The organism is Escherichia sp. MOD1-EC5189, from assembly GCF_002966045.1.
In the GTDB taxonomy this organism is placed as follows: domain Bacteria; phylum Pseudomonadota; class Gammaproteobacteria; order Enterobacterales; family Enterobacteriaceae; genus Escherichia; species Escherichia coli_F.
Window position 1 is genome coordinate 1 of the sequence record NZ_PTRX01000043.1, and the last position, 26,296, is coordinate 26,296.

Annotated in this window: 47 protein-coding genes; 7 read left to right on the forward strand and 40 right to left on the reverse strand. The window is 49.6% G+C overall.

Going from position 1 to position 26,296, the window contains the following annotated elements:
* The first annotated feature begins 392 nt into the window (after window positions 1-392).
* Complete coding sequence (locus tag ATB02_RS23490; protein WP_001286209.1) at window positions 393-947, forward strand: gamma carbonic anhydrase family protein; 555 nt, start codon at window positions 393-395, stop codon at window positions 945-947.
* Here ATB02_RS23490 and ATB02_RS23495 read toward each other — a convergent pair.
* Genes ATB02_RS23495 through dprA form a run of 6 tightly spaced genes read right to left on the reverse strand, consistent with a single transcriptional unit; the run spans window position 923 to window position 4,717 of the window.
* A complete protein-coding gene (locus ATB02_RS23495; RefSeq protein ID WP_001070585.1) occupies window positions 923-1,180 on the reverse strand; it encodes a DUF1488 domain-containing protein in 258 nt (85 codons plus the stop codon). The two genes, ATB02_RS23490 and ATB02_RS23495, sit on opposite strands and share 25 nt — an antisense overlap.
* Window positions 1,177-1,995 carry a shikimate dehydrogenase gene (gene aroE, locus ATB02_RS23500; protein ID WP_000432883.1) on the reverse strand — a complete coding sequence of 273 codons (819 nt, stop codon included), beginning with the start codon at window positions 1,993-1,995 and terminating at the stop codon, window positions 1,177-1,179. Before aroE ends, ATB02_RS23495 begins: the two co-directional genes overlap by 4 nt.
* A gap of 4 nt (window positions 1,996-1,999) precedes the next feature.
* On the reverse strand, window positions 2,000-2,572 hold the full coding sequence (tsaC, locus tag ATB02_RS23505; protein WP_105272326.1) for an L-threonylcarbamoyladenylate synthase type 1 TsaC: 573 nt from the start codon (window positions 2,570-2,572) through the stop codon (window positions 2,000-2,002).
* A 4-nt stretch (window positions 2,573-2,576) separates the two neighbouring features.
* A complete protein-coding gene (locus ATB02_RS23510; protein WP_105272327.1) occupies window positions 2,577-3,119 on the reverse strand; it encodes a DNA topoisomerase family protein in 543 nt (180 codons plus the stop codon).
* 28 nt (window positions 3,120-3,147) lie between these two features.
* On the reverse strand, window positions 3,148-3,621 hold the full coding sequence (gene smg / locus ATB02_RS23515) for a DUF494 family protein Smg (RefSeq protein ID WP_000460672.1): 474 nt from the start codon (window positions 3,619-3,621) through the stop codon (window positions 3,148-3,150).
* Complete coding sequence (gene dprA / locus ATB02_RS23520) at window positions 3,593-4,717, reverse strand: DNA-protecting protein DprA (protein WP_039021472.1); 1,125 nt, start codon at window positions 4,715-4,717, stop codon at window positions 3,593-3,595. The genes smg and dprA overlap by 29 nt, the downstream gene beginning before the upstream one ends.
* A gap of 129 nt (window positions 4,718-4,846) precedes the next feature.
* Here dprA and def point away from each other — a divergent pair, with 129 nt between their 5' ends.
* From def to mscL, 5 genes are all read left to right on the forward strand, one after another.
* Window positions 4,847-5,356, forward strand: coding sequence for a peptide deformylase (def, locus tag ATB02_RS23525; protein WP_000114984.1), 510 nt, complete (start codon window positions 4,847-4,849; stop codon window positions 5,354-5,356).
* A 14-nt stretch (window positions 5,357-5,370) separates the two neighbouring features.
* Window positions 5,371-6,318 (forward strand): methionyl-tRNA formyltransferase, encoded by a 948-nt coding sequence (gene fmt / locus ATB02_RS23530; RefSeq protein ID WP_105272328.1) that lies wholly within the window; start codon window positions 5,371-5,373, stop codon window positions 6,316-6,318.
* Between the two features lie 50 nt (window positions 6,319-6,368).
* Window positions 6,369-7,658, forward strand: coding sequence for a 16S rRNA (cytosine(967)-C(5))-methyltransferase RsmB (gene rsmB / locus ATB02_RS23535; protein ID WP_105272329.1), 1,290 nt, complete (start codon window positions 6,369-6,371; stop codon window positions 7,656-7,658).
* Between the two features lie 21 nt (window positions 7,659-7,679).
* Entirely contained in the window at window positions 7,680-9,056 is a 1,377-nt protein-coding gene (trkA, locus tag ATB02_RS23540; RefSeq protein ID WP_000691382.1) for a Trk system potassium transporter TrkA, read from the forward strand.
* Window positions 9,057-9,185: 129 nt separating this feature from the next.
* Window positions 9,186-9,596: a large-conductance mechanosensitive channel protein MscL gene (gene mscL, locus ATB02_RS23545; protein ID WP_000022442.1), complete on the forward strand. Its 411-nt coding sequence runs from the start codon at window positions 9,186-9,188 to the stop codon at window positions 9,594-9,596.
* Here mscL and arfA read toward each other — a convergent pair.
* The 31 genes from arfA to rpsJ form a co-directional block, all read right to left on the reverse strand.
* Window positions 9,593-9,811 carry an alternative ribosome-rescue factor ArfA gene (arfA, locus tag ATB02_RS23550; protein ID WP_000092697.1) on the reverse strand — a complete coding sequence of 73 codons (219 nt, stop codon included), beginning with the start codon at window positions 9,809-9,811 and terminating at the stop codon, window positions 9,593-9,595. The genes mscL and arfA overlap by 4 nt on opposite strands.
* Window positions 9,812-9,866: 55 nt before the next feature.
* Window positions 9,867-10,292 (reverse strand): Zn(2+)-responsive transcriptional regulator, encoded by a 426-nt coding sequence (gene zntR, locus ATB02_RS23555; protein WP_000285607.1) that lies wholly within the window; start codon window positions 10,290-10,292, stop codon window positions 9,867-9,869.
* A gap of 10 nt (window positions 10,293-10,302) precedes the next feature.
* Entirely contained in the window at window positions 10,303-10,671 is a 369-nt protein-coding gene (locus ATB02_RS23560; protein WP_046076530.1) for a DnaJ family domain-containing protein, read from the reverse strand.
* 106 nt (window positions 10,672-10,777) lie between these two features.
* Complete coding sequence (gene rplQ, locus ATB02_RS23565) at window positions 10,778-11,161, reverse strand: 50S ribosomal protein L17 (RefSeq protein ID WP_001216368.1); 384 nt, start codon at window positions 11,159-11,161, stop codon at window positions 10,778-10,780.
* 40 nt (window positions 11,162-11,201) lie between these two features.
* Complete coding sequence (locus tag ATB02_RS23570; protein ID WP_001162094.1) at window positions 11,202-12,191, reverse strand: DNA-directed RNA polymerase subunit alpha; 990 nt, start codon at window positions 12,189-12,191, stop codon at window positions 11,202-11,204.
* A gap of 25 nt (window positions 12,192-12,216) precedes the next feature.
* Window positions 12,217-12,837: a 30S ribosomal protein S4 gene (gene rpsD, locus ATB02_RS23575; RefSeq protein ID WP_000135224.1), complete on the reverse strand. Its 621-nt coding sequence runs from the start codon at window positions 12,835-12,837 to the stop codon at window positions 12,217-12,219.
* Between the two features lie 33 nt (window positions 12,838-12,870).
* Entirely contained in the window at window positions 12,871-13,260 is a 390-nt protein-coding gene (gene rpsK, locus ATB02_RS23580; protein WP_001029684.1) for a 30S ribosomal protein S11, read from the reverse strand.
* A 16-nt stretch (window positions 13,261-13,276) separates the two neighbouring features.
* Window positions 13,277-13,633, reverse strand: coding sequence for a 30S ribosomal protein S13 (gene rpsM / locus ATB02_RS23585; protein ID WP_000090775.1), 357 nt, complete (start codon window positions 13,631-13,633; stop codon window positions 13,277-13,279).
* 146 nt (window positions 13,634-13,779) lie between these two features.
* Complete coding sequence (gene rpmJ / locus ATB02_RS23590; RefSeq protein ID WP_000868187.1) at window positions 13,780-13,896, reverse strand: 50S ribosomal protein L36; 117 nt, start codon at window positions 13,894-13,896, stop codon at window positions 13,780-13,782.
* A 31-nt stretch (window positions 13,897-13,927) separates the two neighbouring features.
* Window positions 13,928-15,259, reverse strand: a complete 1,332-nt coding sequence (secY, locus tag ATB02_RS23595) for a preprotein translocase subunit SecY (RefSeq protein ID WP_001118861.1) — start codon at window positions 15,257-15,259, stop codon at window positions 13,928-13,930.
* A gap of 7 nt (window positions 15,260-15,266) precedes the next feature.
* Complete coding sequence (gene rplO, locus ATB02_RS23600) at window positions 15,267-15,701, reverse strand: 50S ribosomal protein L15 (RefSeq protein WP_001238917.1); 435 nt, start codon at window positions 15,699-15,701, stop codon at window positions 15,267-15,269.
* Window positions 15,702-15,704: 3 nt separating this feature from the next.
* Complete coding sequence (rpmD, locus tag ATB02_RS23605) at window positions 15,705-15,884, reverse strand: 50S ribosomal protein L30 (RefSeq protein WP_001140433.1); 180 nt, start codon at window positions 15,882-15,884, stop codon at window positions 15,705-15,707.
* Between the two features lie 3 nt (window positions 15,885-15,887).
* A complete protein-coding gene (rpsE, locus tag ATB02_RS23610; RefSeq protein ID WP_000940121.1) occupies window positions 15,888-16,391 on the reverse strand; it encodes a 30S ribosomal protein S5 in 504 nt (167 codons plus the stop codon).
* A 14-nt stretch (window positions 16,392-16,405) separates the two neighbouring features.
* The gene (gene rplR / locus ATB02_RS23615; RefSeq protein WP_000358960.1) at window positions 16,406-16,759 is read right to left on the reverse strand and encodes a 50S ribosomal protein L18; all 354 of its coding nucleotides are present in this window, start codon (window positions 16,757-16,759) and stop codon (window positions 16,406-16,408) included.
* A 9-nt stretch (window positions 16,760-16,768) separates the two neighbouring features.
* Window positions 16,769-17,302, reverse strand: a complete 534-nt coding sequence (gene rplF, locus ATB02_RS23620) for a 50S ribosomal protein L6 (protein ID WP_000091945.1) — start codon at window positions 17,300-17,302, stop codon at window positions 16,769-16,771.
* Between the two features lie 12 nt (window positions 17,303-17,314).
* A complete protein-coding gene (gene rpsH, locus ATB02_RS23625; RefSeq protein ID WP_000062611.1) occupies window positions 17,315-17,707 on the reverse strand; it encodes a 30S ribosomal protein S8 in 393 nt (130 codons plus the stop codon).
* 33 nt (window positions 17,708-17,740) lie between these two features.
* Window positions 17,741-18,046 carry a 30S ribosomal protein S14 gene (rpsN, locus tag ATB02_RS23630; protein ID WP_001118930.1) on the reverse strand — a complete coding sequence of 102 codons (306 nt, stop codon included), beginning with the start codon at window positions 18,044-18,046 and terminating at the stop codon, window positions 17,741-17,743.
* Window positions 18,047-18,060: 14 nt separating this feature from the next.
* Window positions 18,061-18,600 (reverse strand): 50S ribosomal protein L5, encoded by a 540-nt coding sequence (gene rplE, locus ATB02_RS23635; RefSeq protein ID WP_001096200.1) that lies wholly within the window; start codon window positions 18,598-18,600, stop codon window positions 18,061-18,063.
* Between the two features lie 14 nt (window positions 18,601-18,614).
* Entirely contained in the window at window positions 18,615-18,929 is a 315-nt protein-coding gene (rplX, locus tag ATB02_RS23640) for a 50S ribosomal protein L24 (RefSeq protein ID WP_000729185.1), read from the reverse strand.
* A 10-nt stretch (window positions 18,930-18,939) separates the two neighbouring features.
* A complete protein-coding gene (gene rplN, locus ATB02_RS23645; RefSeq protein ID WP_000613955.1) occupies window positions 18,940-19,311 on the reverse strand; it encodes a 50S ribosomal protein L14 in 372 nt (123 codons plus the stop codon).
* Between the two features lie 164 nt (window positions 19,312-19,475).
* Window positions 19,476-19,730, reverse strand: a complete 255-nt coding sequence (gene rpsQ, locus ATB02_RS23650) for a 30S ribosomal protein S17 (RefSeq protein ID WP_000130100.1) — start codon at window positions 19,728-19,730, stop codon at window positions 19,476-19,478.
* Window positions 19,730-19,921 (reverse strand): 50S ribosomal protein L29, encoded by a 192-nt coding sequence (gene rpmC, locus ATB02_RS23655; protein ID WP_000644741.1) that lies wholly within the window; start codon window positions 19,919-19,921, stop codon window positions 19,730-19,732. The genes rpsQ and rpmC overlap by 1 nt, the downstream gene beginning before the upstream one ends.
* Window positions 19,921-20,331: a 50S ribosomal protein L16 gene (gene rplP, locus ATB02_RS23660; protein WP_000941212.1), complete on the reverse strand. Its 411-nt coding sequence runs from the start codon at window positions 20,329-20,331 to the stop codon at window positions 19,921-19,923. The genes rpmC and rplP overlap by 1 nt, the downstream gene beginning before the upstream one ends.
* A gap of 12 nt (window positions 20,332-20,343) precedes the next feature.
* The gene (gene rpsC, locus ATB02_RS23665) at window positions 20,344-21,045 is read right to left on the reverse strand and encodes a 30S ribosomal protein S3 (RefSeq protein WP_000529945.1); all 702 of its coding nucleotides are present in this window, start codon (window positions 21,043-21,045) and stop codon (window positions 20,344-20,346) included.
* Between the two features lie 17 nt (window positions 21,046-21,062).
* Window positions 21,063-21,395 (reverse strand): 50S ribosomal protein L22, encoded by a 333-nt coding sequence (gene rplV / locus ATB02_RS23670; protein WP_000447529.1) that lies wholly within the window; start codon window positions 21,393-21,395, stop codon window positions 21,063-21,065.
* Between the two features lie 14 nt (window positions 21,396-21,409).
* Window positions 21,410-21,688 carry a 30S ribosomal protein S19 gene (gene rpsS, locus ATB02_RS23675; RefSeq protein ID WP_001138117.1) on the reverse strand — a complete coding sequence of 93 codons (279 nt, stop codon included), beginning with the start codon at window positions 21,686-21,688 and terminating at the stop codon, window positions 21,410-21,412.
* A 16-nt stretch (window positions 21,689-21,704) separates the two neighbouring features.
* A complete protein-coding gene (gene rplB, locus ATB02_RS23680) occupies window positions 21,705-22,526 on the reverse strand; it encodes a 50S ribosomal protein L2 (RefSeq protein WP_000301864.1) in 822 nt (273 codons plus the stop codon).
* 17 nt (window positions 22,527-22,543) lie between these two features.
* Complete coding sequence (gene rplW / locus ATB02_RS23685) at window positions 22,544-22,846, reverse strand: 50S ribosomal protein L23 (RefSeq protein ID WP_000617544.1); 303 nt, start codon at window positions 22,844-22,846, stop codon at window positions 22,544-22,546.
* Window positions 22,843-23,448 carry a 50S ribosomal protein L4 gene (gene rplD, locus ATB02_RS23690; RefSeq protein ID WP_000424395.1) on the reverse strand — a complete coding sequence of 202 codons (606 nt, stop codon included), beginning with the start codon at window positions 23,446-23,448 and terminating at the stop codon, window positions 22,843-22,845. The genes rplW and rplD overlap by 4 nt, the downstream gene beginning before the upstream one ends.
* 10 nt (window positions 23,449-23,458) lie before the next feature.
* Window positions 23,459-24,088: a 50S ribosomal protein L3 gene (gene rplC, locus ATB02_RS23695; RefSeq protein WP_000579833.1), complete on the reverse strand. Its 630-nt coding sequence runs from the start codon at window positions 24,086-24,088 to the stop codon at window positions 23,459-23,461.
* 32 nt (window positions 24,089-24,120) lie between these two features.
* Window positions 24,121-24,432, reverse strand: coding sequence for a 30S ribosomal protein S10 (rpsJ, locus tag ATB02_RS23700; protein ID WP_001181004.1), 312 nt, complete (start codon window positions 24,430-24,432; stop codon window positions 24,121-24,123).
* Window positions 24,433-24,810: 378 nt separating this feature from the next.
* Here rpsJ and ATB02_RS23710 point away from each other — a divergent pair, with 378 nt between their 5' ends.
* On the forward strand, window positions 24,811-25,278 hold the full coding sequence (locus ATB02_RS23710; RefSeq protein WP_000340159.1) for a prepilin peptidase: 468 nt from the start codon (window positions 24,811-24,813) through the stop codon (window positions 25,276-25,278).
* Here the strand turns inward: ATB02_RS23710 and bfr are convergent.
* The 3 genes from bfr to ATB02_RS23735 form a co-directional block, all read right to left on the reverse strand.
* Window positions 25,275-25,751 carry a bacterioferritin gene (gene bfr / locus ATB02_RS23715; protein ID WP_000675515.1) on the reverse strand — a complete coding sequence of 159 codons (477 nt, stop codon included), beginning with the start codon at window positions 25,749-25,751 and terminating at the stop codon, window positions 25,275-25,277. The two genes, ATB02_RS23710 and bfr, sit on opposite strands and share 4 nt — an antisense overlap.
* A gap of 72 nt (window positions 25,752-25,823) precedes the next feature.
* Window positions 25,824-26,018: a bacterioferritin-associated ferredoxin gene (gene bfd, locus ATB02_RS23720; protein WP_000289090.1), complete on the reverse strand. Its 195-nt coding sequence runs from the start codon at window positions 26,016-26,018 to the stop codon at window positions 25,824-25,826.
* Window positions 26,019-26,200: 182 nt separating this feature from the next.
* On the reverse strand, window positions 26,201-26,296 hold a 96-nt coding region (locus tag ATB02_RS23735), incomplete at its 5' end, for an EF-Tu C-terminal domain-related protein (protein ID WP_072082015.1).

The window sequence follows — 26,296 nt, forward strand, 5'->3', positions numbered from 1 at the left end:
GCGACGTTAAGAATCCGTATCTTCGAGTGCCCACACAGATTGTCTGATAAATTGTTAAAGAGCAGTTGCGACGCGGCCTTCAGCTCACTGTCGCGAGGTGGCGTATATTACGCTTTCCTCTTTCAGAGTCAACCCTGAATTTCAGGATTTTTTCTCTTTGTTGTTACGACCATCTTGTGAAGTGTTTCACGTTGTCGTCTCAACGGAGGCGCATTATAGGGATCCCAATTTTTTGCACAAGTACTTTTTTGATCTTTTTTTCTGTTTGTTGTTTTTTCACCCTTTTTGCTGCATTCGCACACAAAACGGTGCTTTTTTGCATACTAAAAGACTTGCACTAGGCCAATAATGCACCCAAAGTCATTAGGAAATCATTTATTGTTGAGGTGAGTATGTCTGATGTTTTACGCCCATACCGCGATCTTTTTCCACAAATCGGTCAGCGCGTAATGATCGACGATAGTAGTGTAGTGATCGGTGACGTTCGTTTGGCTGATGATGTGGGGATCTGGCCACTCGTTGTGATTCGTGGTGATGTACATTATGTACAGATTGGAGCACGCACCAATATCCAGGATGGCAGTATGTTGCATGTCACCCATAAGTCCTCATACAACCCAGATGGCAACCCATTAACCATTGGCGAAGATGTCACTGTTGGTCATAAGGTGATGCTCCACGGCTGTACCATTGGCAATCGAGTGTTGGTTGGGATGGCATCAATTTTACTTGATGGCGCAATAGTAGAAGATGATGTGATGATTGGTGCGGGTAGCCTGGTCCCACAAAATAAACGGCTGGAGAGCGGATATCTGTATCTCGGTAGCCCCGTCAAACAGATCCGCCCGTTAAGTGATGAAGAGAAGGCCGGGTTACGCTATTCCGCGAATAACTACGTGAAATGGAAGGACGAGTATCTGGATCAGGGTAACCAAACCCAACCTTGATCATCTTCGCTTTGATCCTGAATCAAGCTTTCTGCTTCTTCTTCCAGGTCCCAGCGATGCTGACGAAAACTCGCTAACCACTGTTCTGGCGTATCTCCTGCAAAGCGGTTCGCCAGACTCTCTCCAGTAATAGCGCAAGTGAGCTGCATACCATTTACAAGAGCGGGAAAACAAACGCATTTTTTACTCTCGTTCCACTCTTCCCTGTCCGGAAACTGGATGGCCTGATTCACGCGGACAACTCCTCCTGCAATTGCTTTATAACTGGTTCTATGTCAGGCAGAACACCGTGCCAGAGAAGAAAGGCATGAGCCGCCTGTGCCACCAGCATCCCCAATCCATCCGCATTACGCTTTGAACCTCGCAGCTCACACCATGCCAGAAAAGGTGTTTTTCCTTTCTGATAGAACATGTCATAGCAACACATGCCTGAATGAATGAGCGATGCCGGGATCGCGGGAATATCACCACTGATGCCACTGGATGTTGCATTAATAATGAGATCGAACTCATGCCCCTCCAGTTCGTCCATACCCAACGCCTGAATACTGCCCGTGTGCGCAAACAATTTAGCCAACTCTTCCGCACGGGATACCGTCCGATTAGTGATTGTCACCGCGCAGTCCAGAGAAAGGAGTGGAAGTAATACACCACGAGACGCCCCACCAGCGCCGATGAGTAGAATACGTAAACCAGGGCGGATAAAAGACAGACGTTCCAGATCGCTTAACAAGCCTACGCCATCGGTATTGTCACCCAGCAGGCGTCCATCTTCTAACCGCTTGAGGGTATTAACAGCACCAGCCAACGCTGCCCGTTCAGTAAGTTCATCAGCTCTGGCAAAGGCCTCTTCTTTAAAAGGCACCGTCACATTCGCTCCTTTACCACCAGCACTAAAGAAAGCGTTCAGTGTGTTAATGAAATCATTGATAGGTGCCAGCACGCGCCCATAGGGATGTTCAATATTCAATTGCTGAGCAAATTGCTGATGAATGAATGGCGATTTGCTGTGGGCTATTGGATTACCAAAAACAGCATAGTTTTCCATTATGTTACCCCTGTCGAAACAGTTCACCCGTCAGGGCATCGCGGATTTCTGAAGGATTTAAACGCCCTCCCGTTTCACCAGGCACAATCGGGAACGCTGCGCCAAATTGTGCGCGAACTTCGTCTACTGTTCGACAAGGCGGCAATCCACTCAAGTTGGCACTGGTAGAAACCAGCGGTTTACCATAAGCCTGGCACAAAGCAACCACCAACGGATGGTCGGTGACTCGTACAGCAAGCGAATCAAAGCGGCCTGTCAACCAGCGCGGTGTTGTCGCAGGCGCGGGAAAGACAAAGGTGACGGGACCTGGCCAGCGAGAAAAAATGGTTTCACGCTGCGCATCAGTCAGCATGCAGTCATCAATATAGGGTTTAAGCTGCTCGTAATTTGCCGCGATTAAAATCAGCCCCTTATCAACCGGACGCTGTTTTAGTTCCAACAGTCTCATCACTGCTGTTTCGCTATCAGGATCGCACCCGACACCGAAAACGGCTTCCGTGGGATAGGCGATGACACGTTCTTCATTGAGGACATCTATCGCAGCTGCGATAGCGTCTCCTTGCAGGTTATTATTCACGTTATTATTCCGCCGAAACCGGCTTTCCACATTGTTTACTGGCACAAAAGTGTTTTACACCCTGCGCGGTTTTCTTTTCGATGAGTAGCGGATAATGACACTCCGGGCATTCTCCGGCTATAGGTTTGAAGTTAATGGCAAATTGACACTCCGGGTAGCGATCACAGGAATGAAATGTTTTGCCATAACGGGAGCGGCGCTGGACCAGATGGCCCGTCCGACATTGAGGACAGGTAATTGCTGTTTCGTCCGGTTTATCGATAAGTTCGGTATGATCGCATTCAGGATAGTTACTGCAACCAACAAACATACCAAAGCGCCCCTGGCGTAAGACCAGATTTGTGCCGCATGCAGGGCAAATCTGCCCCTCCAGAACTTTGACGATATGTCCATCCGCTGAAGATTTCAGAGGACGGACGTAGTCACACGCCGGATACTGTGAGCATCCAAGAAACGGACCGTGTTTCCCGGATCGAATAACCAGTTCAGCCCCGCACTTTGGGCAGGACTCATTATTACGCACCGTGAACAGTGCTGATTTCGCCATAACAACTTATGCTGAATTAAAGAAATGATTAATGCAGCATACCTTCATTCACTTCAAAGAGTAATTCTTCCATTTGCTGGTACGCATTTTCGCAGCCCGGAATATTGAACAACACCATCAGGATTACCCATTTCAGGTCTTCCAGGTCGAACTCAGCGGTATCCAGCGCGAGCACTCGCTCTATCACCATTTCACGGGTTTCAAGGTTAAGCACCTGAATTTGCTCAAGGAAAAGCAGAAAACCACGACAGCTGGCATCCAGTCTTTCACACTCTTCAGGGGTATAAATACGCATGGAGAGTGGATCAGAGGCCAGTTGCATCGGTTCTGCCAGTCCTTCCTGATAATCCGCAAGCTTTTCCAGCCAAAGCAGGGCATTGTAGATATCTTCTCGATCAAATCCTGCGTCGGTAAGATCCTGTTCAAGTTTGTCTTGATCCACACGCAACTCAGCTTCTGTGTGAATATAGGTTTCAAACAAATACATTAGTACGTCGAACATGGCATGCCCTCCTCAATCGGACATAGCCGCCGGGTACAGCTGCGATCCATCCTGCTAACTCCAGTTCGAGTAGTTGAGTAACTACCTCTGGCACAGGTTGGCCGGCACGTTCAGCGACGACGTCAACAGGTGTTACCTCATCTCCTACGTTAGCCAGGAGCTCAGGAAATGGCAATGCCACGTCTTCCTGATCTGGTGAATAAAATGAATTTTCAGGCGCGTCTGGCAACCAGTGCAATCCAAATTGCAAGTTTTCCAGAATTTCTTCCGGTTCCGTCACAAGAATCGCACCTTGTTTTATTAACCAGTGAGGCCCTTCGCTTCCCGGATTCCCTATTGGACCTGGCAAGGCAAAAACTTCTCGCCCCTGTTCAAGCGCACAACGCGCTGTCACCAGCGAACCACTGCGCAAAGCAGCTTCCACCACAAGTACACCTTTACTTAGACCACTGATAATGCGATTTCTTCGCGGGAAATTGTAAGCAAGAGGTGGAACATCGAGGGGAAATTCCGAGACGAGAGCTCCGCCATGTTCAAGCAGACTGGTAGCCAGCCGGGCATGGCGGCGGGGATGAATGGTATTAAGTCCATTCCCCAATACAGCAATGCTGACGCCATTCACCTGCAAGGCCGCTTTATGCGCCACACCATCGATTCCTCGCGCCAGTCCACTCGTAATTGTCACTCCACGCGTCGCCAGAGTTTCGCAAAATAATCGTCCCCAGCGTTCGCCATACCATGAATGCGCCCGACTCCCCACTACAGCAAGCTGAAATGAATGCAATGCGCGCAGTTCTCCAGCAACAAACAGCGCACCGGGGTAATCTGCTGTCGCCAGAAGTTGGGAAGGATAAAATTCACTATCCGCTGAGATTAAATGATGGTTTGGTTGATTCAACCAACAAAGTGAGCTCTCAATACTCTTTGGCGGAAATGAAAGAAAGCGTTGTGCCTGCCGCAATGTAAGCCCTGTTTGTTGCAATATAACCGCATCAATATGCGACTGTTTTGCCAGCCAGTGAGCTATACGGACCATATCATCGCCGTACAAGCTGCTGACGCTCATTAAACGCAGCCAAATTTCTGTATCGACCATCCTTATCTCCCTGCCATAAGCAGCCTTAGCAATCTTTGCGATTGGTCAGTGATGCTGTCAATCAGAGGGGGATTTGTCTAGAATAGAAGAAATAATCTTTCTAACTCCTGAACACATCTCTGGAGATTTATGTCAGTTTTGCAAGTGTTACATATTCCGGACGAGCGGCTTCGCAAAGTTGCTAAACCGGTAGAAGAAGTGAATGCAGAAATTCAGCGTATCGTCGATGATATGTTCGAGACGATGTACGCAGAAGAAGGTATTGGCCTGGCGGCAACCCAGGTTGATATCCATCAACGTATCATTGTTATCGATGTTTCGGAAAACCGTGACGAACGGCTGGTGTTAATCAATCCGGAGCTTTTAGAAAAAAGCGGCGAAACAGGCATTGAAGAAGGTTGCCTGTCGATCCCTGAACAACGTGCTTTAGTGCCACGCGCAGAGAAAGTTAAAATTCGCGCCCTGGACCGCGACGGTAAACCATTTGAACTGGAAGCAGACGGTCTGTTAGCCATCTGTATTCAGCATGAGATGGATCACCTGGTCGGCAAACTGTTTATGGATTATCTGTCACCGCTGAAACAACAACGTATTCGTCAGAAAGTTGAAAAACTGGATCGTCTGAAAGCCCGGGCTTAAGGATAAGAATTAACGTGTCAGAATCACTACGTATTATTTTTGCGGGTACACCTGACTTTGCAGCGCGTCATCTCGACGCGCTGTTGTCTTCTGGTCATAACGTCGTTGGCGTGTTCACCCAGCCAGACCGACCGGCAGGACGCGGTAAAAAACTGATGCCCAGCCCGGTTAAAGTTCTGGCTGAGGAAAAAGGTCTGCCCGTTTTTCAACCTGTTTCCCTGCGTCCACAAGAAAACCAGCAACTGGTCGCCGACCTGCAGGCTGATGTTATGGTCGTCGTCGCCTATGGTTTAATTCTGCCGAAAGCTGTGCTGGAGATGCCGCGTCTTGGCTGTATCAACGTTCATGGTTCACTGCTGCCACGCTGGCGCGGTGCTGCACCAATCCAACGCTCACTATGGGCGGGTGATGCAGAAACTGGTGTGACCATTATGCAAATGGATGTTGGTTTAGACACCGGTGACATGCTCTATAAGCTCTCCTGCCCAATTACTGCAGAAGATACCAGTGGTACGTTGTACGACAAACTGGCAGAGCTTGGGCCACAAGGGCTTATCACCACGTTGAAACAACTGGCAGACGGCACGGCGAAAACAGAAGTTCAGGACGAAACTCTTGTCACTTACGCTGAAAAGTTGAGTAAAGAAGAAGCGTGTATTGACTGGTCACTCTCGGCAGCACAGCTTGAACGCTGCATTCGCGCTTTTAATCCGTGGCCGATGAGCTGGCTGGAAATTGAAGGACAGCCGGTTAAAGTCTGGAAAGCATCGGTCATTGATACGGCAACCAACGCTGCCCCAGGAACGATCCTTGAAGCCAACAAACAAGGCATTCAGGTTGCGACGGGTGATGGCATCCTGAACCTGCTCTCGTTACAACCTGCGGGTAAGAAAGCAATGAGCGCGCAAGACCTCCTGAATTCTCGTCGGGAATGGTTTGTTCCGGGCAACCGTCTGGCCTGATAGTCCACTCTTCTAAGCCCGGTCTTGCCGGGCATTTTTATTTTATATTTATGAAAAAACAACGTAATTTACGTAGTATGGCGGCACAGGCCGTTGAACAAGTCGTCGAGCAAGGGCAATCATTAAGCAACATTCTGCCACCGCTCCAGCAAAAAGTTTCCGATAAAGACAAAGCACTTCTTCAAGAGTTGTGCTTTGGTGTACTGCGTACGCTTTCACAGTTAGACTGGCTGATTAATAAGTTAATGGCCCGTCCGATGACCGGCAAACAGCGCACTGTGCATTACCTGATTATGGTTGGTTTGTATCAACTGCTTTATACCCGTATTCCACCTCATGCCGCGCTGGCTGAAACGGTTGAAGGCGCTGTCGCAATTAAGCGCCCTCAACTTAAAGGGTTGATTAACGGTGTGTTACGCCAGTTCCAACGTCAGCAAGAAGAGTTATTAGCCGAGTTTAATGCCAGTGATGCACGTTATCTGCATCCTTCCTGGTTACTGAAGCGTCTGCAAAAAGCGTACCCAGAGCATTGGCAATCTATCGTTGAAGCCAATAACCAGCGTCCGCCAATGTGGCTGCGCATTAATCGCACGCATCATTCTCGCGACAGCTGGCTTACCTTACTGGATGAAGCAGGAATGAAAGGCTTCCCGCATACGGATTACCCTGATGCTGTACGGCTGGAAACACCTGCACCTGTTCATGTGCTACCTGGTTTTGAAGAAGGATGGGTTACCGTTCAGGATGCATCAGCACAAGGCTGCATGACCTGGCTTGCGCCACAAAACGGTGAACACATTCTGGATCTTTGCGCTGCCCCCGGCGGTAAAACAACGCATATCCTTGAGGTGGCACCAGAAGCGCAGGTTGTTGCGGTTGATATTGACGAACAGCGCCTCTCTCGCGTTTACGACAATTTAAAACGCCTTGGTATGAAGGCGACCGTGAAACAAGGTGATGGCCGCTACCCTTCCCAATGGTGTGGCGAGCAACAGTTTGATCGCATTTTATTAGATGCGCCTTGTTCAGCAACCGGTGTGATTCGTCGCCATCCGGATATTAAATGGTTACGTCGCGATCGCGATATCCCGGAACTCGCGCAATTGCAGTCTGAAATTCTCGACGCCATTTGGCCGCATTTAAAATCCGGTGGAACCCTGATCTATGCCACCTGTTCGGTGTTACCGGAAGAGAATAGCCTGCAGATTAAAGCCTTTTTGCAACGTACCGCTGATGCCGAACTTTGCGAAACAGGAACACCAGAGCAACCGGGTAAACAAAATCTGCCTGGTGCCGAAGAGGGCGACGGCTTCTTTTACGCTAAGCTAATCAAAAAGTGATGAGATAACGGGTCGCGACTGATGAAAATTATCATTCTGGGTGCCGGCCAGGTTGGCGGCACACTGGCGGAAAACCTGGTTGGCGAGAACAACGATATTACTGTTGTCGATACCAACGGTGAGCGTCTGCGGACCTTGCAGGATAAATTTGACCTGCGGGTCGTGCAGGGACATGGCTCTCATCCACGCGTATTGCGGGAGGCAGGTGCCGACGACGCCGATATGCTGGTTGCTGTAACCAGTTCAGATGAAACCAATATGGTTGCCTGCCAGGTAGCCTACTCACTTTTCAACACCCCTAATCGCATCGCTCGTATCCGCTCACCTGACTACGTGCGCGATGCCGATAAGCTATTTCATTCAGATGCTGTGCCGATTGATCATCTGATCGCACCAGAGCAGTTGGTTATCGATAATATTTACCGACTGATTGAGTATCCCGGCGCATTGCAGGTGGTGAACTTCGCTGAGGGTAAAGTCAGCCTGGCTGTGGTTAAAGCCTATTATGGCGGCCCGCTGATTGGTAATGCACTTTCGACCATGCGCGAACATATGCCGCATATCGATACTCGTGTGGCAGCCATTTTCCGCCACGATCGCCCTATTCGTCCGCAAGGTTCGACCATTGTTGAAGCGGGTGATGAAGTGTTCTTTATTGCCGCTTCACAACACATCCGCGCGGTGATGAGTGAATTGCAACGTCTGGAAAAACCGTATAAGCGGATCATGCTGGTTGGTGGTGGTAATATCGGTGCAGGGCTGGCGCGTCGTCTGGAAAAAGATTACAGCGTTAAACTCATCGAACGTAATCAGCAGCGCGCTGCCGAACTGGCGGAAAAGTTGCAGAATACGATCGTCTTTTTTGGTGATGCGTCGGATCAAGAACTGCTGGCCGAAGAACATATCGATCAAGTTGATCTGTTTATTGCCGTCACCAACGATGACGAAGCCAATATCATGTCCGCCATGCTCGCCAAACGCATGGGAGCGAAAAAGGTGATGGTATTGATCCAGCGTCGCGCTTATGTGGATCTGGTTCAGGGGAGCGTGATCGATATTGCGATTTCACCGCAACAAGCAACCATCTCTGCGTTGCTTAGTCACGTGCGAAAAGCCGATATTGTTGGTGTTTCCTCATTGCGCCGCGGTGTTGCAGAAGCTATTGAAGCCGTTGCTCACGGTGATGAAAGCACCTCACGCGTTGTCGGCAGAGTCATTGATGAAATCAAGCTACCGCCAGGAACGATTATTGGTGCTGTGGTGCGCGGCAATGATGTCATGATTGCTAATGACAATCTGCGCATTGAGCAAGGCGATCACGTAATTATGTTCCTCACAGATAAAAAGTTTATTACCGACGTCGAAAGACTCTTCCAGCCAAGTCCTTTCTTCTTGTAATTAATAAGGCGTCTTCTGGCGCCTTATTATTTCCCTTTTCTTTTCAAGGATTAATTAAATTCATTCCCGGCAGGAAAATAGCTTAACATTTGTTAGACTTATGATTGTCGGCTTCATAGGGAGAATAACATGAGCATTATTAAAGAATTTCGCGAATTTGCGATGCGCGGGAACGTGGTGGATTTGGCGGTGGGTGTCATTATCGGTGCGGCCTTCGGTAAGATTGTCTCTTCACTGGTTGCCGATATCATCATGCCGCCGCTGGGTTTATTAATTGGTGGGATCGACTTTAAACAGTTTGCTGTCACGCTACGCGATGCGCAAGGGGATATCCCAGCAGTCGTTATGCATTACGGTGTCTTCATTCAAAACGTCTTTGATTTTCTGATTGTGGCCTTTGCCATCTTTATGGCGATTAAGCTAATCAATAAACTGAATCGGAAAAAAGAAGAACCAGCAGCTGCACCTGCACCAACTAAAGAAGAAGTATTACTGACCGAGATCCGTGATTTGCTGAAAGAGCAGAATAACCGCTCTTAAAAAGCCCCTGAAAGCAGAAGGCCAGTGGTAAAAAAGTGATTTACTTTCTTGCCACTGGCCTCCCAGTTTCCCCGATTGCCATGTTTTCCTTTCCGCATGTAACTGCCTTTCCCCTTCTTATTTTTCTCTACACGCTGTCGGAATAAAGGATCATGTAGCAATGCTTCTATCGCATTATCTTTTATCTGTCCTTTAGTATGCTGATATCGGCTCATAAAAACTCCAGTTGGTTATTTAACGGCGCGAGTGTAATCCCGCCAGTGCAAAAAATCAACAACCACTCTTAACGCCACTCGCCCCTTGTTCAAGGGCTTCAAGAATCGAGCAATAAACACTGCTATGAGCGGTCCCACAACAGGCATCGTTAAGGCGTTGGAGGGAACGCTGCATACTCTGCAACTCGGCTATCCGTGCTTCGACTTCCTGCAATCTTTCCTGCACAATGCCTTTTGACTCCTGACAGGTATGGTGTTCAGGATCGATACGGATCGACAGCAACTCGCGGATCGACTCCAGACTGAAACCAAGTTGTCTGGCATGGCGGATAAATTTCAATCGCTGGAGATCGCTTTCGGTATACAGGCGAAACCCACCTTCGGTACGTACTTCATGCTCCATCATCTGCTGCTTTTCGTAATAACGAATCGTGTCGGGTGTTACTTCCGCCATTTTTGCCAGCTCACCAATGCGATACATACATACTCCACTAGTTATCGTTGATTTTATTCAACAACTTGTCAGCATAATCGCCGCGTAAAAAATCGGTACTCAATCCTGCTTGTCGCAGCTTTAACTCCAGTAATGACAATCGACGACTAATCTCTTGATATTGCGGATCATCGTGACGGATACCTTCGAGGATATCCATAAGATGAATTGCTTCCCTCCGCTGCTCAAGTTCTGGCGGTAAGCAACCAGCATTCTTCAACAAGCGATACCCCGCACGTAATTCTGGTGGCACGTGGGAATCATCATCCAGGATTAATGGTTCGCCGCTACCAGGTAGGTTATCAAACTCACCTTTCGCTTGCGCTTCTGCTATATGGCGCTCTGCCCACTGGTCAAGTAACCACATAAATACTCCAGGGGATGAACAAAAAGAGTACAGCTATTGTAGATAAGTGGGGATACTACGGGTATAAAAAAACCCGCCGGGGCGGGTTTTTTTACGTTGCTTCAGATTACTCTGCAGCAGCTTCTGCTTTCTCTGAACGATCAACCAGCTCGATGTAAGCCATCGGCGCGTTGTCGCCTGCACGGAAGCCACACTTCAGAATACGAGTGTAACCACCGGCACGGCTCGCGAAACGCGGGCCCAGTTCGTTAAACAGTTTTGCCACGATCTCGTTATCACGAGTACGGGCGAATGCCAGACGACGATTAGCAACGCTATCAGTCTTGGCAAGAGTAATCAGCGGCTCAACTACGCGGCGCAGCTCTTTCGCTTTAGGCAGAGTCGTCTTGATGATTTCATGACGAACCAGTGAACCTGCCATATTGCGGAACATAGCCTGGCGATGGCTGCTGTTGCGGTTCAGTTGACGACCACTCTTACGATGGCGCATGACCTTATCCTTCTCAGTAAAACCTTAACCTGTGATCCGGTTACTCGTCAGCGATGCTTGCCGGTGGCCAGTTTTCCAGGCGCATGCCCAGAGACAGTCCACGGGAAGCCAGCACGTCTTTAATCTCAGTAAGAGATTTTTTACCAAGGTTAGGCGTTTTAAGGAGCTCAACCTCGGTACGCTGTACCAGATCACCGATATAGTGGATAGCTTCTGCTTTAAGGCAGTTAGCAGAGCGGACAGTCAATTCCAGATCGTCAACAGGGCGCAGCAGGATCGGATCGAACTCTGGTTTCTCTTCTTTCACTTCAGGCTGACGTACATCACGTAAGTCAACGAAAGCTTCCAGTTGTTCAGCCAGAATGGTTGCCGCACGACGAATCGCCTCTTCAGGATCGATTGTGCCGTTGGTTTCCATTTCGATGACCAGCTTGTCCAGGTCGGTACGCTGTTCTACACGCGCTGCTTCAACATTGTAGGCAATACGCTCCACAGGGCTGTAGCATGCGTCGACCAGCAGACGGCCGATTGGGCGCTCATCTTCTTCCGAATGAATTCGGGTAGAAGCCGGCACATAACCACGACCGCGCTGAACTTTGATACGCATGCTAATAGACGCGTTCTCATCGGTCAGGTGGCAGATCACGTGCTGCGGCTTGACGATTTCGACATCACCGTCGTGGGTGATATCGGCTGCAGTCACAGGGCCAATGCCAGATTTATTCAAGGTAAGAATAACTTCATCTTTGCCCTGAACTCTCACCGCCAGCCCTTTCAGGTTGAGCAGGATTTCCAGGATATCTTCCTGAACGCCTTCTTTGGTGCTGTACTCATGTAGTACACCATCAATCTCAACCTCGGTCACCGCGCAACCCGGCATCGATGAGAGCAGAATACGGCGCAGTGCGTTACCCAGAGTATGGCCAAAGCCACGCTCTAAAGGCTCAAGGGTCACCTTGGCGTGCGTCGAACTCACTTGCTCGATATCAACCAGGCGCGGTTTTAGAAACTCTGTCACAGAACCCTGCATTGTGTCCTCTCTTTGGTACTAAGCTTTACTTGGAGTAAAGCTCGACGATCAGGTGTTCGTTAATGTCCGCAGACAGATCAGAACGCTCCGGCTTACGCTTAAACGTACCTTCCATCTTGCCAGCATCAACTTCCAGCCAGGTTGGCTTTTCACGCTGCTCAGCCAGCTCCAGAGCGGCTTTCACGCGAGACTGCTTCTTCGCTTTCTCACGAATGCTTACAACGTCATTCGGACTAACCTGATAAGAAGCGATGTTAACAACACGACCGTTTACCATAATTGCTTTATGGCTAACCAGCTGACGTGCTTCTGCACGAGTGGCACCGAAGCCCATACGGTATACAACGTTGTCCAGACGACCTTCCAGCAGAGCCAACAGGTTTTCACCGGTGTTGCCTTTCAGACGTGCTGCTTCTTTGTAGTAGTTACGGAACTGACGCTCCAGCACACCATAGATACGGCGAACTTTTTGCTTTTCACGCAACTGCACACCATAGTCAGACAGACGCGGTTTACGCGCACCGTGCTGGCCAGGAGCTTGTTCAATTTTACACTTGGTATCGATCGCGCGAACGCCAGACTTAAGGAATAAGTCGGTGCCCTCACGACGGCTCAGCTTGAGCTTAGGACCCAAATATCTTGCCATTTTCTTTCTCCAACAAACCTGGAAAACGAGGCGTTATACGCGACGTTTTTTCGGCGGACGACAACCGTTATGAGGGATCGGAGTCACATCAGTAATGTTAGTGATGCGGAAACCTGCGGCGTTCAGAGCACGAATAGTAGATTCGCGGCCTGGACCCGGACCTTTAACCATAACTTCCAGATTCTTGATGCCGTATTCTTTCACGGCGTCAGCGCAACGCTCTGCTGCAACCTGAGCTGCAAACGGAGTGGATTTGCGAGAACCACGGAAACCGGAACCACCGGCTGTTGCCCAACCCAACGCGTTACCCTGACGATCAGTGATAGTCACGATGGTGTTGTTGAAAGAAGCATGGATATGAGCCACGCCGTCAGAGACTTGTTTTCTTACACGTTTACGTGCACGAATTGGTGCCTTTGCCATTATTCAATCACCCCGATTATTTCTTGATCGGTTTGCGCGGACCCTTACGGGTACGTGCGTTGGTCTTGGTACGCTGACCGCGAACCGGGAGACCACGACGATGACGCAAACCGCGATAGCAACCAAGATCCATCAGGCGCTTGATGCTCATGCTGATTTCACGGCGCAGATCACCTTCAACGACAAATTTGGCAACTTCGTCACGCAGCGTGTCGATTTGTCCTTCAGACAGCTCACTGATCTTAACATCTTCAGCGATACCCGCTGCAGCCAGGATGGCTTTAGAACGGGTCTTGCCGACGCCATAAATCGAAGTTAATGCGATTACGGCATGCTTATGATCAGGAATGTTAATGCCTGCTATACGGGCCACTATGCACTCCTACTATTTAATATGTACGTTCCATGCTGAAAAGCCCGTTTTCAGGATACTCAAATGGAAACGCACAGACATACAAAAGATTGGCTGGCTAATCTAGCCAGCTCAACCCAACTTTGCAAGAAAAATATGCGAAAAAATCAGCCTTGGCGCTGTTTATGCTTCGGCTCGGCACTGCAAATCACACGGATGACACCATCACGCTTAACGATTTTGCAGTTACGGCATAATTTCTTGACGGAAGCACGAACTTTCATTTTTACTCTCCGTAACTTCTCGGGCGACCAATTATCGGCCGTAGCCTTTCAGGTTCGCCTTCTTCAATGCAGACTCATACTGACTGGACATCATCAGAGTTTGCACTTGAGCCATAAAGTCCATAATCACGACAACAACGATAAGCAGTGAGGTCCCACCGAAGTAGAACGGTACTTTCATTGCATCACGCATGAACTCCGGGATCAGGCAGATAAAGGTAATGTACAGCGCACCAACCAGGGTCAGGCGGGTCATTACTTTATCGATATACTTCGCCGTTTGCTCTCCCGGACGAATTCCTGGTACAAATGCACCGGACTTCTTCAGGTTATCTGCTGTTTCACGCGGGTTGAAAACCAACGCCGTGTAGAAGAAACAGAAGAAGATGATTGCAGACGCATAGAGTAACACATAAAGCGGTTGCCCAGGCTGCAAATACAGCGAAATTGTTGTCAGCCAGTTCCAACCAGTACCGCCCCCGAACCATGACGCGATGGTCGCCGGGAACAGAATAATACTGGAAGCGAAGATTGCCGGGATTACCCCCGCCATATTCACTTTCAGCGGTAAATGTGTGCTCTGTGCAGCATAGACACGACGACCTTGCTGACGTTTCGCGTAGTTTACCACAATGCGGCGTTGACCACGCTCAACAAATACAACAAAGAACGTCACTGCAAATACTAATACTGCAACCAACAGCAACACGAGGAAGTGCAGGTCGCCTTGACGCGCTTGCTCGATAGTATGGGCAATGGCTGGCGGGAGTCCCGCGACAATACCGGCGAAGATAATGATTGAAATACCGTTGCCGATACCTCGTTCAGTAATCTGTTCGCCCAACCACATCAGGAACATGGTTCCTGTGACCAGACTTACAACAGCGGTGAAGTAGAATGCAAAGCCCGGGTTAATGACCAGGCCTTGCATACCAGGCATATTCGGCAGACCGGTAGCAATACCGATCGACTGGAATATTGCCAGCACCAGAGTACCGTAGCGGGTGTACTGGCTGATCTTACGACGACCAGACTCCCCTTCTTTCTTAATTTCTGCCAACGTTGGGTGAACCACCGTCAGCAGCTGGATAATGATCGATGCCGAAATATACGGCATGATCCCCAGAGCAAAGATAGAAGCACGGCTGAGAGCACCACCAGAGAACATGTTAAACATTTCAATGATGGTGCCTCGCTGTTGCTCAAGCAGTTTGGCAAGTACAGCGGCATCAATACCAGGGATCGGAATAAAAGAGCCAATACGGAACACAATCAGCGCACCGATAACAAACAACAGTCTGCGTTTCAGCTCGCCTAAGCCACCTTTGGCACTTTGAAAATCTAATCCCGGTTGTTTAGCCATCTGCTACTTATTCCTCGATTTTACCGCCAGCAGCTTCGATAGCAGCACGAGCGCCTTTAGTAACACGCAGGCCACGAACAGTTACCGGAGTAGTTACTTCGCCAGCCAGGATCACTTTCGCGAACTCGATCTGGATACCGATAATGTTAGCCGCTTTCAGCGTGTTCAGGTCTACAACACCGCCTTCTACTTTAGCCAGGTCAGACAGACGAACTTCGGCTGTAATCGCTGCTTTACGAGAAGTGAAGCCGAATTTCGGCAGACGACGGTACAGAGGCATCTGACCACCCTCGAAACCGCGACGTACGCCACCGCCAGAACGAGACTTCTGACCTTTGTGACCACGACCACCGGTTTTACCGAGGCCAGAACCGATACCACGACCCAAGCGTTTACCCGCCTTTTTGGAGCCTTCGGCCGGAGACAGAGTATTTAAACGCATCTCTTACTCCTCAACTTTAACCATGAAGGAAACCGCGTTGATCATACCGCGAATAGCAGGAGTATCCTCGCGCTCTACGGTGTGACCAATACGACGCAGACCCAGGCCAAGCAGCGTTGCCTTGTGTTTCGGCAGACGACCGATTGCACTGCGGGTTTGAGTAATTTTAATAGTCTTTGCCATGGTTTATTTCCCCAGAATTTCTTCAACGGATTTACCACGCTTGGCAGCGACCATTTCTGGAGAATTCATATTTTCCAGGCCATCGATAGTTGCACGAACCACGTTAATCGGGTTGGTGGAACCATACGCTTTAGCCAGAACGTTATGAACCCCAGCGACTTCCAGAACGGCGCGCATTGCACCACCGGCGATGATACCGGTACCTTCGGAAGCCGGCTGCATGAATACGCGAGAACCCGTATGAACACCTTTAACAGGGTGTTGCAGAGTGCCGTTATTCAGCGCGACGTTAATCATATTGCGACGGGCTTTTTCCATCGCTTTCTGGATCGCTGCTGGAACTTCACGCGCTTTACCGTAACCAAAACCAACGCGACCGTTACCATCGCCAACTACAGTCAGAGCTGTGAAGGAGAAAATACGACCACCTTTAACGGTTTTAGATACGCGGTTTACCGCGATCAGCTTTTCCTGCAGTTCGCCAGCTTGTTTTTCGATGTGAGCCATCTTACACCTCTACCTTAGAACTGAAGGCCAGCTTCACGGGCAGCATCTGCCAGTGCCTGGACACGACCATGATATTGGAACCCGGAACGGTCAAAGGATACATCTTTGATGCCTTTTTCCAGAGCGCGTTCAGCGACAGCTTTACCCACAGCTGCAGCCGCGTCTTTGTTACCGGTGTACTTCAGTTGTTCAGCGATAGCTTTTTCTACAGTAGAAGCAGCTACCAGAACTTCAGAACCGTTCGGTGCAATTACCTGTGCGTAAATGTGACGCGGGGTACGATGTACCACCAGGCGAGTTGCGCCCAGCTCCTGGAGCTTGCGGCGTGCGCGGGTCGCACGACGGATACGAGCAGATTTCTTATCCATAGTGTTACCTTACTTCTTCTTAGCCTCTTTGGTACGCACGACTTCGTCGGCGTAACGAACACCCTTGCCTTTGTAAGGCTCAGGACGACGGTAGGCGCGCAGATCCGCTGCAACCTGGCCGATCACCTGCTTATCAGCGCCTTTCAGCACGATTTCAGTCTGAGTCGGACATTCAGCAGTGATACCCGCAGGCAGCTGATGGTCAACAGGATGAGAGAAACCCAGAGACAGGTTAATCACATTGCCTTTAACCGCTGCACGGTAACCTACACCAACCAGCTGCAGCTTCTTAGTGAAGCCTTCGGTAACACCGATAACCATTGAGTTCAGCAGGGCACGCGCGGTACCAGCCTGTGCCCAACCGTCTGCGTAACCATCACGCGGACCGAAGGTCAGGGTATTATCTGCATGTTTAACTTCAACAGCATCGTTGAGAGTACGAGTCAGCTCGCCGTTTTTACCTTTGATCGTAATAACCTGACCGTTGATTTTTACGTCAACGCCGGCAGGAACAACGACCGGTGCTTTAGCAACACGAGACATTTTTTCCTCCGATTAGGCTACGTAGCAGATAATTTCGCCACCAAGACCAGCCTGGCGCGCTGCACGATCAGTCATAACACCTTTAGAGGTAGAAACAACTGCGATACCCAGACCCGCCATAACTTTCGGCAGCTCATCTTTACGTTTATAGATGCGCAGACCTGGGCGGCTGACACGCTGAATGCTTTCTACAACAGCTTTGCCCTGGAAATACTTCAGAGTAAGTTCCAGTTCAGGCTTGGTGTCGCCTTCAACTTTAAAATCTTCAATAAAACCTTCTTCCTTCAGCACGTTGGCGATTGCCACTTTCAGCTTGGAGGAAGGCATGGTGACCGCAGCTTTGTTCGCGGCCTGACCGTTACGGATACGGGTCAGCATATCCGCGATCGGATCTTGCATGCTCATCTGTCTTTACTCCCGTGATTCAATTGGTGACAATTACCAGCTAGCCTTTTTCAGACCCGGGATTTCACCGCGCATAGCGGCTTCACGGACCTTAATACGGCTCAACCCGAACTTCCGCAGGAAACCATGCGGACGACCTGTTTGACGGCAGCGGTTACGCTGACGAGACGGGCTGGAATCACGCGGCAGAGTCTGCAGCTTGAGAACAGCGTTCCAACGATCTTCGTCGGAAGCGTTCACATCAGAGATGATCGCTTTCAGTTCAGCGCGTTTCGCGAAGTATTTATCAGCTAAAGCTACGCGTTTTACTTCGCGTGCTTTCATTGATTGCTTAGCCATTTAGTAACCCTACCTTACTTGCGGAACGGGAAGTCAAAGGCAGCCAGCAGAGCGCGGCCTTCTTCGTCAGATTTCGCAGTAGTGGTAATGGTAATATCCAAACCACGAACGCGGTCGACTTTATCGTAGTCGATTTCTGGGAAGATGATCTGCTCACGGACACCCATGCTGTAGTTACCACGACCGTCGAAAGACTTAGCGGACAGGCCACGGAAGTCACGGATACGAGGTACAGCAATAGTGATCAGGCGCTCAAAGAACTCCCACATGCGTTCGCCACGCAGAGTTACTTTACAGCCGATCGGATAGCCCTGACGGATTTTGAAGCCTGCAACAGATTTGCGTGCTTTGGTGATCAGCGGTTTTTGGCCGGAGATTGCTGCCAGGTCTGCTGCTGCGTTATCCAGCAGTTTTTTGTCAGCGATCGCTTCACCAACACCCATGTTCAGGGTGATCTTCTCGACCCGAGGGACTTGCATGACAGAATTGTAGTTAAACTCAGTCATGAGTTTTTTAACTACTTCGTCTTTGTAGTAATCATGCAGTTTCGCCATCGTACTACTCCAAATTACTTGATAGTTTCGCTGTTAGACTTGAAGAAACGGACTTTTTTACCGTCTTCGAATCTAAAGCCTACACGGTCAGCCTTGCCGGTTGCCGCATTGAAGATTGCTACGTTGGAAACCTGAATAGCGGCTTCTTTTTCAACGATGCCACCCGGTTGGTTCAGGGCCGGAACCGGCTTCTGATGTTTCTTAACCAGGTTGATACCTTCAACAATGACCTTGCCGGAAGACAGGACATTCTTAACTTTACCGCGTTTACCTTTATCTTTACCGGTTAACACGATAACTTCGTCATCACGACGGATTTTCGCTGCCATGATTCGCTCCTTAGAGTACTTCTGGTGCCAGAGAGATAATTTTCATGAACTTCTCACTACGAAGCTCACGAGTTACCGGCCCAAAAATACGCGTACCGATAGGCTGCTCGCTGTTGTTGTTCAGAAGAACACAAGCATTACCATCGAAGCGAATGACAGAACCGTCCGGGCGACGAACACCCTTCTTGGTGCGCACCACTACCGCCTTCAGCACATCACCTTTTTTGACCTTACCACGCGGAATTGCTTCTTTGATGGTGATCTTGATGATGTCGCCTACGCCTGCGTAGCGACGGTGCGAGCCACCCAGAACCTTGATACACATTACGCGACGTGCACCGGAGTTGTCGGCGACGTTCAGCATAGTCTGTTCTTGGATCATTTTAGTGCTCCGCTAATGTCAACTACTACTGAGACCCGAAAATCAGGTCGTTAAAAATCCCCATATCGAGGGCGCGGCATTATAACACCGCTTCAAAGATATGGGTAGAAAAAATAAACGGCTCATTTCTGAGCCGTTTATTCGTATCGAGAGAGTGTACTGTATTACAGAACCGCTTTCTCTACAACGCGAACCAGCGTCCAGGATTTAGTCTTGGACAGCGGACGGCATTCGCGGATTTCAACCACGTCACCGATACCGCATTCGTTGTTCTCGTCATGTACGTGCAGTTTGGTCGTACGCTTGATGAATTTACCGTAGATCGGGTGTTTCACAAAACGTTCGATAGCAACAACAATGGATTTCTCCATTTTGTCGCTAACAACGCGACCTTGCAGAGTACGGATTTTATCGGTCATTACGCACCCGCCTTCTCGTTCAGTAAAGTCTTAACGCGTGCGACATCGCGACGCACTTGCTTCAACAGGTGAGACTGTTGCAGCTGGCCACTTGCAGCCTGCATACGCAGGTTGAACTGCTCACGCAGCAGGTTCAGCAGCTCGGTGTTCAGCTCTTCAACGCTCTTCTCACGCAGCTCTTTTGCTTTCATTACATCACCGTCTTAGTTACAAAGGTGGTTTTAATCGGCAGTTTCGCTGCTGCCAGCTTGAATGCTTCACGGGCCAGCTCTTCCGGAACACCGTCCATTTCATACAGGACTTTACCCGGCTGAATCAAGGCAACCCAATACTCCACGTTACCTTTACCTTTACCCATACGCACTGCCAGCGGCTTTTCAGTGATCGGTTTGTCCGGGAACACACGGATCCAGATCTTACCTTGACGCTTAACTGCACGGGTCATAGCACGACGTGCTGCTTCGATCTGACGTGCAGTCAGACGACCACGGCCAACAGCTTTCAGACCGAAGCTGCCGAAGCTAACATCCGTACCCTGCGCCAGACCGCGGTTACGGCCTTTGTGCATTTTACGGAATTTTGTACGCTTTGGTTGTAACATCAGCGACGCTCCTTATTTACGGCCTTTACGCTGCTGCTTTTTAGGCTGAGCAGCCGGTTTTTCCGGTTGTTCAACAGCAGCCATACCACCCAGGATCTCGCCTTTGAAGATCCACACTTTAACGCCGATTACACCGTAAGTGGTGTGCGCTTCAGAGGTGTTGTAGTCGATGTCAGCACGCAGAGTGTGCAGCGGTACGCGACCTTCGCGGTACCATTCGGTACGTGCGATTTCCGCGCCGCCCAGACGGCCGCTAACTTCAACTTTAATACCTTTAGCGCCCAGACGCATTGCGTTCTGTACAGCACGCTTCATAGCACGACGGAACATAACGCGACGTTCCAGCTGAGAAGTGATGCTGTCAGCAACCAGTTTTGCGTCCAGTTCAGGCTTACGAACTTCGGCGATGTTGATCTGTGCAGGAACGCCAGCGATGTCCGCTACGACCTTACGCAGTTTTTCTACGTCTTCACCTTTTTTACCGATAACGATACCCGGGCGAGCAGTGTGAATGGTTACACGGATGCTCTTAGCCGGACGCTCGATAACGATACGAGATACGGACGCTTTAGCCAGTTCCTTAGTCAGGTACTGACGTACTTTAAAATCGCTGTCCAGGTTGTCAGCGAATTCTTTGGTGTTCGCAAACCAGGTAGAGTTCCATGGTTTTACAATACCCAGGCGAATACCATTAGGATGTACTTTCTGACCCATTGCTAGTCTCCAGAGTCTCAGCGATCGGACACAACCACAGTGATGTGGCTGGTGCGCTTCAGGATGCGATCTGCACGACCTTTTGCACGCGGCATAATGCGCTTCATGCTCGGGCCTTCGTCTACGAAAATTTTCGTAACTTTCAGATCGTCAATGTCAGCGCCATCGTTGTGTTCAGCGTTAGCAATGGCAGATTCCAGAACTTTCTTGACCAGTACAGCCGCTTTCTTGTTGGTGTAGGTCAAAATATCCAGAGCCTGCGACACTTTCTTACCGCGAATCAGGTCAGCAACAAGGCGAACCTTCTGAGCAGAAGAACGAGCATGGCGATGTTTAGCGATAGTTTCCATCTCTTCCTCCTACCTTATTTCTTCTTCGCTTTTTTATCAGCAGCGTGGCCGCGATAAGTACGAGTCGGTGCGAATTCACCCAGTTTGTGACCGACCATTTCGTCGGTTACAAATACCGGAACGTGCTGACGACCATTATGGACAGCGATGGTCAAACCGATCATGTTAGGAAAGATCGTTGAACGACGGGACCAAGTGCGCAGGGGCTTCTTGTCTCCGCTTTCCACCGCTTTCTCTACCTTCTTCAGCAAGTGCAGGTCAATAAAAGGACCTTTCTTGAGAGAACGTGGCATGGCTTATCCTCTAAAATTATTTGCTACGGCGACGTACGATGAATTTATCAGTACGCTTGTTGCTGCGGGTCTTCTTACCTTTGGTCTGAACGCCCCACGGAGTTACCGGGTGCTTACCAAAGTTACGACCTTCACCACCACCATGTGGGTGGTCTACCGGGTTCATCGCGGTACCGCGAACGGTCGGACGAACACCACGCCAGCGTGCAGCACCTGCTTTACCCAGAACGCGCAGCATATGCTCAGCATTGCCAACTTCGCCCAGAGTTGCACGGCAGTCTGCTTCTACTTTACGCATTTCACCAGAACGCAGACGCAGGGTGACATAAGCACCATCACGAGCAACGATCTGAACGTAAGTACCAGCGGAACGTGCCAGCTGACCGCCTTTACCTGGTTTCATTTCTACGTTATGAACAGTAGAACCAACCGGGATGTTGCGCATCGGCAGGGTGTTACCTGGTTTGATTGCAGCATCAACGCCAGACTGAATCTGGTCGCCAGCTTTCAGGCCTTTAGGGGCCAGGATGTAACGGCGTTCACCGTCTTTGTACAGAACCAGCGCGATGTTCGCGGAACGGTTCGGATCGTACTCAAGACGTTCAACAACTGCCGGGATACCGTCTTTGTTGCGTTTGAAGTCAACAATACGGTAAGCCTGCTTGTGGCCACCACCGATATGACGAGTGGTGATACGGCCATTGTTGTTACGACCACCGGATTTGCTGTTTTTTTCCAGCAACGGAGCAAAAGGTTTGCCCTTGTGCAGCTCAGGGTTAACCACTTTAACAACGTGGCGACGACCCGGAGATGTCGGTTTACATTTAACAACTGCCATTGTATTACTCCTCCGACTTACTCAGCGCCGCCAACGAAGTCCAGATTCTGGCCTTCTTTCAGGGTGACGTAAGCTTTTTTCCAGTCGCTACGACGACCGATACGCTGTCCGTGACGTTTAACTTTCCCTTTAACTACCAGGGTGTTAACGACTTCGACTTCGACTTCAAACAGTTTCTGCACAGCAGCTTTGATTTCTGCTTTGGTCGCGTCTTTAGCAACTTTGAGTACGATGGTGTTGGATTTTTCCATCGCAGTAGACGCTTTTTCAGAAACGTGCGGTGCACGCAGCACCTTCAGCAGACGTTCTTCACGAATCATGCCAGCATCTCCTCAACTTGCTTAACAGCATCAGCAGTCATTACGACTTTGTCGAAGGCGATCAGGCTAACCGGGTCGATACCAGTTGCATCGCGTACGTCAACCTTGTGCAGGTTGCGCGCAGCCAGGAACAGGTTTTCGTCCAGCTCACCGGTGATGATCAGCACATCTTCCAGAGCCATGTCTTTCAGTTTCTGTGCCAGCAGCTTAGTTTTCGGCGCTTCTACAGAGAACTTCTCGACAACGATCAGACGATCCTGACGTACCAGTTCGGACAGGATGCTTTTCAGCGCGCCGCGGTACATCTTCTTGTTAACTTTTTGACTGTGGTCCTGCGGACGAGCAGCAAAGGTCACGCCACCAGAACGCCAGATCGGGCTCTTGATAGAACCAGAACGCGCACGGCCGGTGCCTTTCTGGCGCCACGGTTTTTTACCGGAACCAGTTACTTCAGCACGAGTCTTCTGAGCACGAGTACCCTGACGAGCACCAGCTGCATAAGCAACAACAACCTGGTGAACCAGCGCTTCGTTGAAATCACGACCGAAGGTAGTTTCGGAAACAGTCAGCGCGCTCTGCGCGTCTTTCAATACTAATTCCATTGCTATCTCCTTACGCCTTCACAGCTGGTTTAACGATCAGGTCGCTACCGGTTGCACCCGGGACAGCACCTTTAACCAGCAGCAGGTTGCGCTCAGCGTCAACGCGTACTACGTCAAGGCTCTGAACGGTTACACGTTCGTTACCCATCTGACCTGCCATTTTCTTGCCTTTGAACACTTTGCCCGGAGTCTGGTTCTGACCGATAGAACCCGGAACGCGGTGAGACAAGGAGTTACCGTGAGTAGCGTCCTGGGTACGGAAGTTCCAGCGCTTAACGGTACCTGCGAAACCTTTACCTTTAGAGGTGCCAGTTACGTCAACTTTTTTAACGTCAGCAAACAGTTCAACGCTAATGCTCTGACCTACAGTGAACTCTTCGCCTTCAGCCAGGCGGAATTCCCACAGACCACGGCCAGCTTCTACGCCAGCTTTAGCGAAGTGGCCAGCTTCAGGCTTGGTCACACGGTTAGCTTTTTTAGCACCGGTGGTTACCTGAATAGCACGGTAGCCATCGTTAGCCAGGTCTTTAACCTGAGTAACGCGGTTTGCTTCAACTTCGATTACGGTTACTGGGATAGAAACGCCGTCTTCTGTGAAGATACGGGTCATACCCACTTTTTTACCGACTAAACCAATCATTGTTTCAACCTCTCAATCGCTCAATGACCTGATTAACCCAGGCTGATCTGCACGTCTACACCGGCAGCCAGATCCAGACGCATCAGAGCATCAACGGTTTTCTCGGTTGGCTCAACGATGTCAACCAGACGCAAGTGAGTACGGATTTCGTACTGATCGCGCGCGTCTTTGTTGACGTGCGGGGAGATCAGAACAGTGAAGCGCTCTTTGCGTGTCGGCAGCGGGATCGGACCACGGACCTGCGCACCAGTGCGCTTGGCAGTCTCGACGATTTCCGCGGTTGCTTGATCGATCAGACGATGATCAAACGCTTTCAGGCGGATACGGATTCTTTGGTTCTGCATGAGACCAGAGCTCCAATTATTTTATAAACGAAAATGATTACTCCTCAGACCCATTACGATTGATGGGAGAGTGTAACCGTTCTTACGTAGCTCCCCGATTGGGAGCATTGTTAGGTAGCCAAATTCGGCTAACTGAGGTTCAGATTGAACCTGCTGTCAACTACGACAAGCCCGCGCATTATACGCAAATCTGAGCCAGACGCAAGCATCGGGTAGAAATTAATCGCAACGCGCAGATTGCGAGCTGTATTCCACGAAATTTGTAAGGTTGTGAAGATAGCGTTTTTCACCGGAACCAGGTTAACAAATCAGCGATTTCTCCGTTGCTGAGCATCCGGAGTTATTCGATGGTGATACTCCAATTACAGAGGATGTTTTATGGACGCTACCCTTCCCTTTCTGATTTTGTACGCTTGTTTATCAGCCCTACTTTTTTTCTGGGATGCAAAGCATGGCTTGTTACCTGACAGATTTACGTGCCCGTTACTCTGGTCAGGTCTTTTGTTCTATCAGGTTTGTAATCCTGACGGTTTAGCCGATGCGTTATGGGGGGCGATTATTGGTTACGGCACATTCGCTGTCATTTACTGGGGGTATCGCATACTGCGTCATAAAGAAGGATTAGGCTATGGTGATGTGAAGTTTCTCGCCGCCCTTGGTGCCTGGCATACATGGACCTTCTTGCCACGACTGGTTTTCCTTGCTGCCTCATTCGCTTGCGGAGCCGTAGTTATTGGTCTGCTCATGAGAGGAAAAGAGTCATTAAAAAACCCGCTGCCGTTTGGGCCATTTCTGGCGGCTGCGGGTTTCGTTGTAGGCTGGGATAGTTTGCTGGCAGGCCGTTAATCTTTAACTTTTATTTGTGATTGCAGGTAATTTTGTAAACCGATTTTACCGATGAGATCCAGCTCAGTTTCGAGCCAGTCAATATGACCTTCTTCATCGGCAAGGATCTCGATCATCATATCACGGCTAACATAGTCATGAACGCTGTCGGCATACGCGATAGCCTCACGGAGATCCTTCGCGCCTTCCAGTTCTAATCGCAGGTCGGATTGCAGCATCTCCTCGACATCTTCACCAATCCCCAGTTTGCCTAAATCCTGTAAGTTAGGGATTCCTTCTAAAAACAAAATACGCTCGATATATTTATCAGCGTGTTTCATCTCATCAATAGATTCATGGTATTCGACGTCATTGAGACGCATCAGGCCCCAGTTTTTAAACATCCGGGCATGGAGAAAATACTGATTGATTGCGACAAGCTCATTTCCCAATAGTTTATTGAGATAATTTATGATTTTAACATCACCTTTCATTTTATAGTCCCTCCGCTTCCACTATTAGAGCGTAGATGGGGCTAGCGGGATGTCAAAAAATAAGCGTGGGCTTCAGGCAATCTCTTTAAATTCTGGCATCTGCATCAACTCGTCCTGCATCACTTCGCGCGCGGCGCGAATGCACTTACCGCATTGATTTCCCACAGGAATAAACTTACGCAATTGTTGGAAAGATTGCGGATGAAACTGACGGACTGCCTGGCGAATTTTTTTGTCACTTACACCATTACACAAACAAACGTACATGATTGCTCCCGTTCAAATTCTGCACAAAGTGTAAATGAGAATGGTTATGATTACAATAGCACAGTTTAATTTGCGCCATAGTTCAGCGAGTGAAATTACGACTAAATATTTCGAGCTCAAATTACGGGCAGCAAAAAGGGCGCCGAAGCGCCCTTTTTAATTCGAAACTAATTAACGTGTAATTAGCCCAGAACTTTAGCAACAACGCCCGCGCCAACGGTACGGCCGCCTTCACGGATTGCGAAACGCAGACCGTCGTCCATCGCGATCGGGTGAAT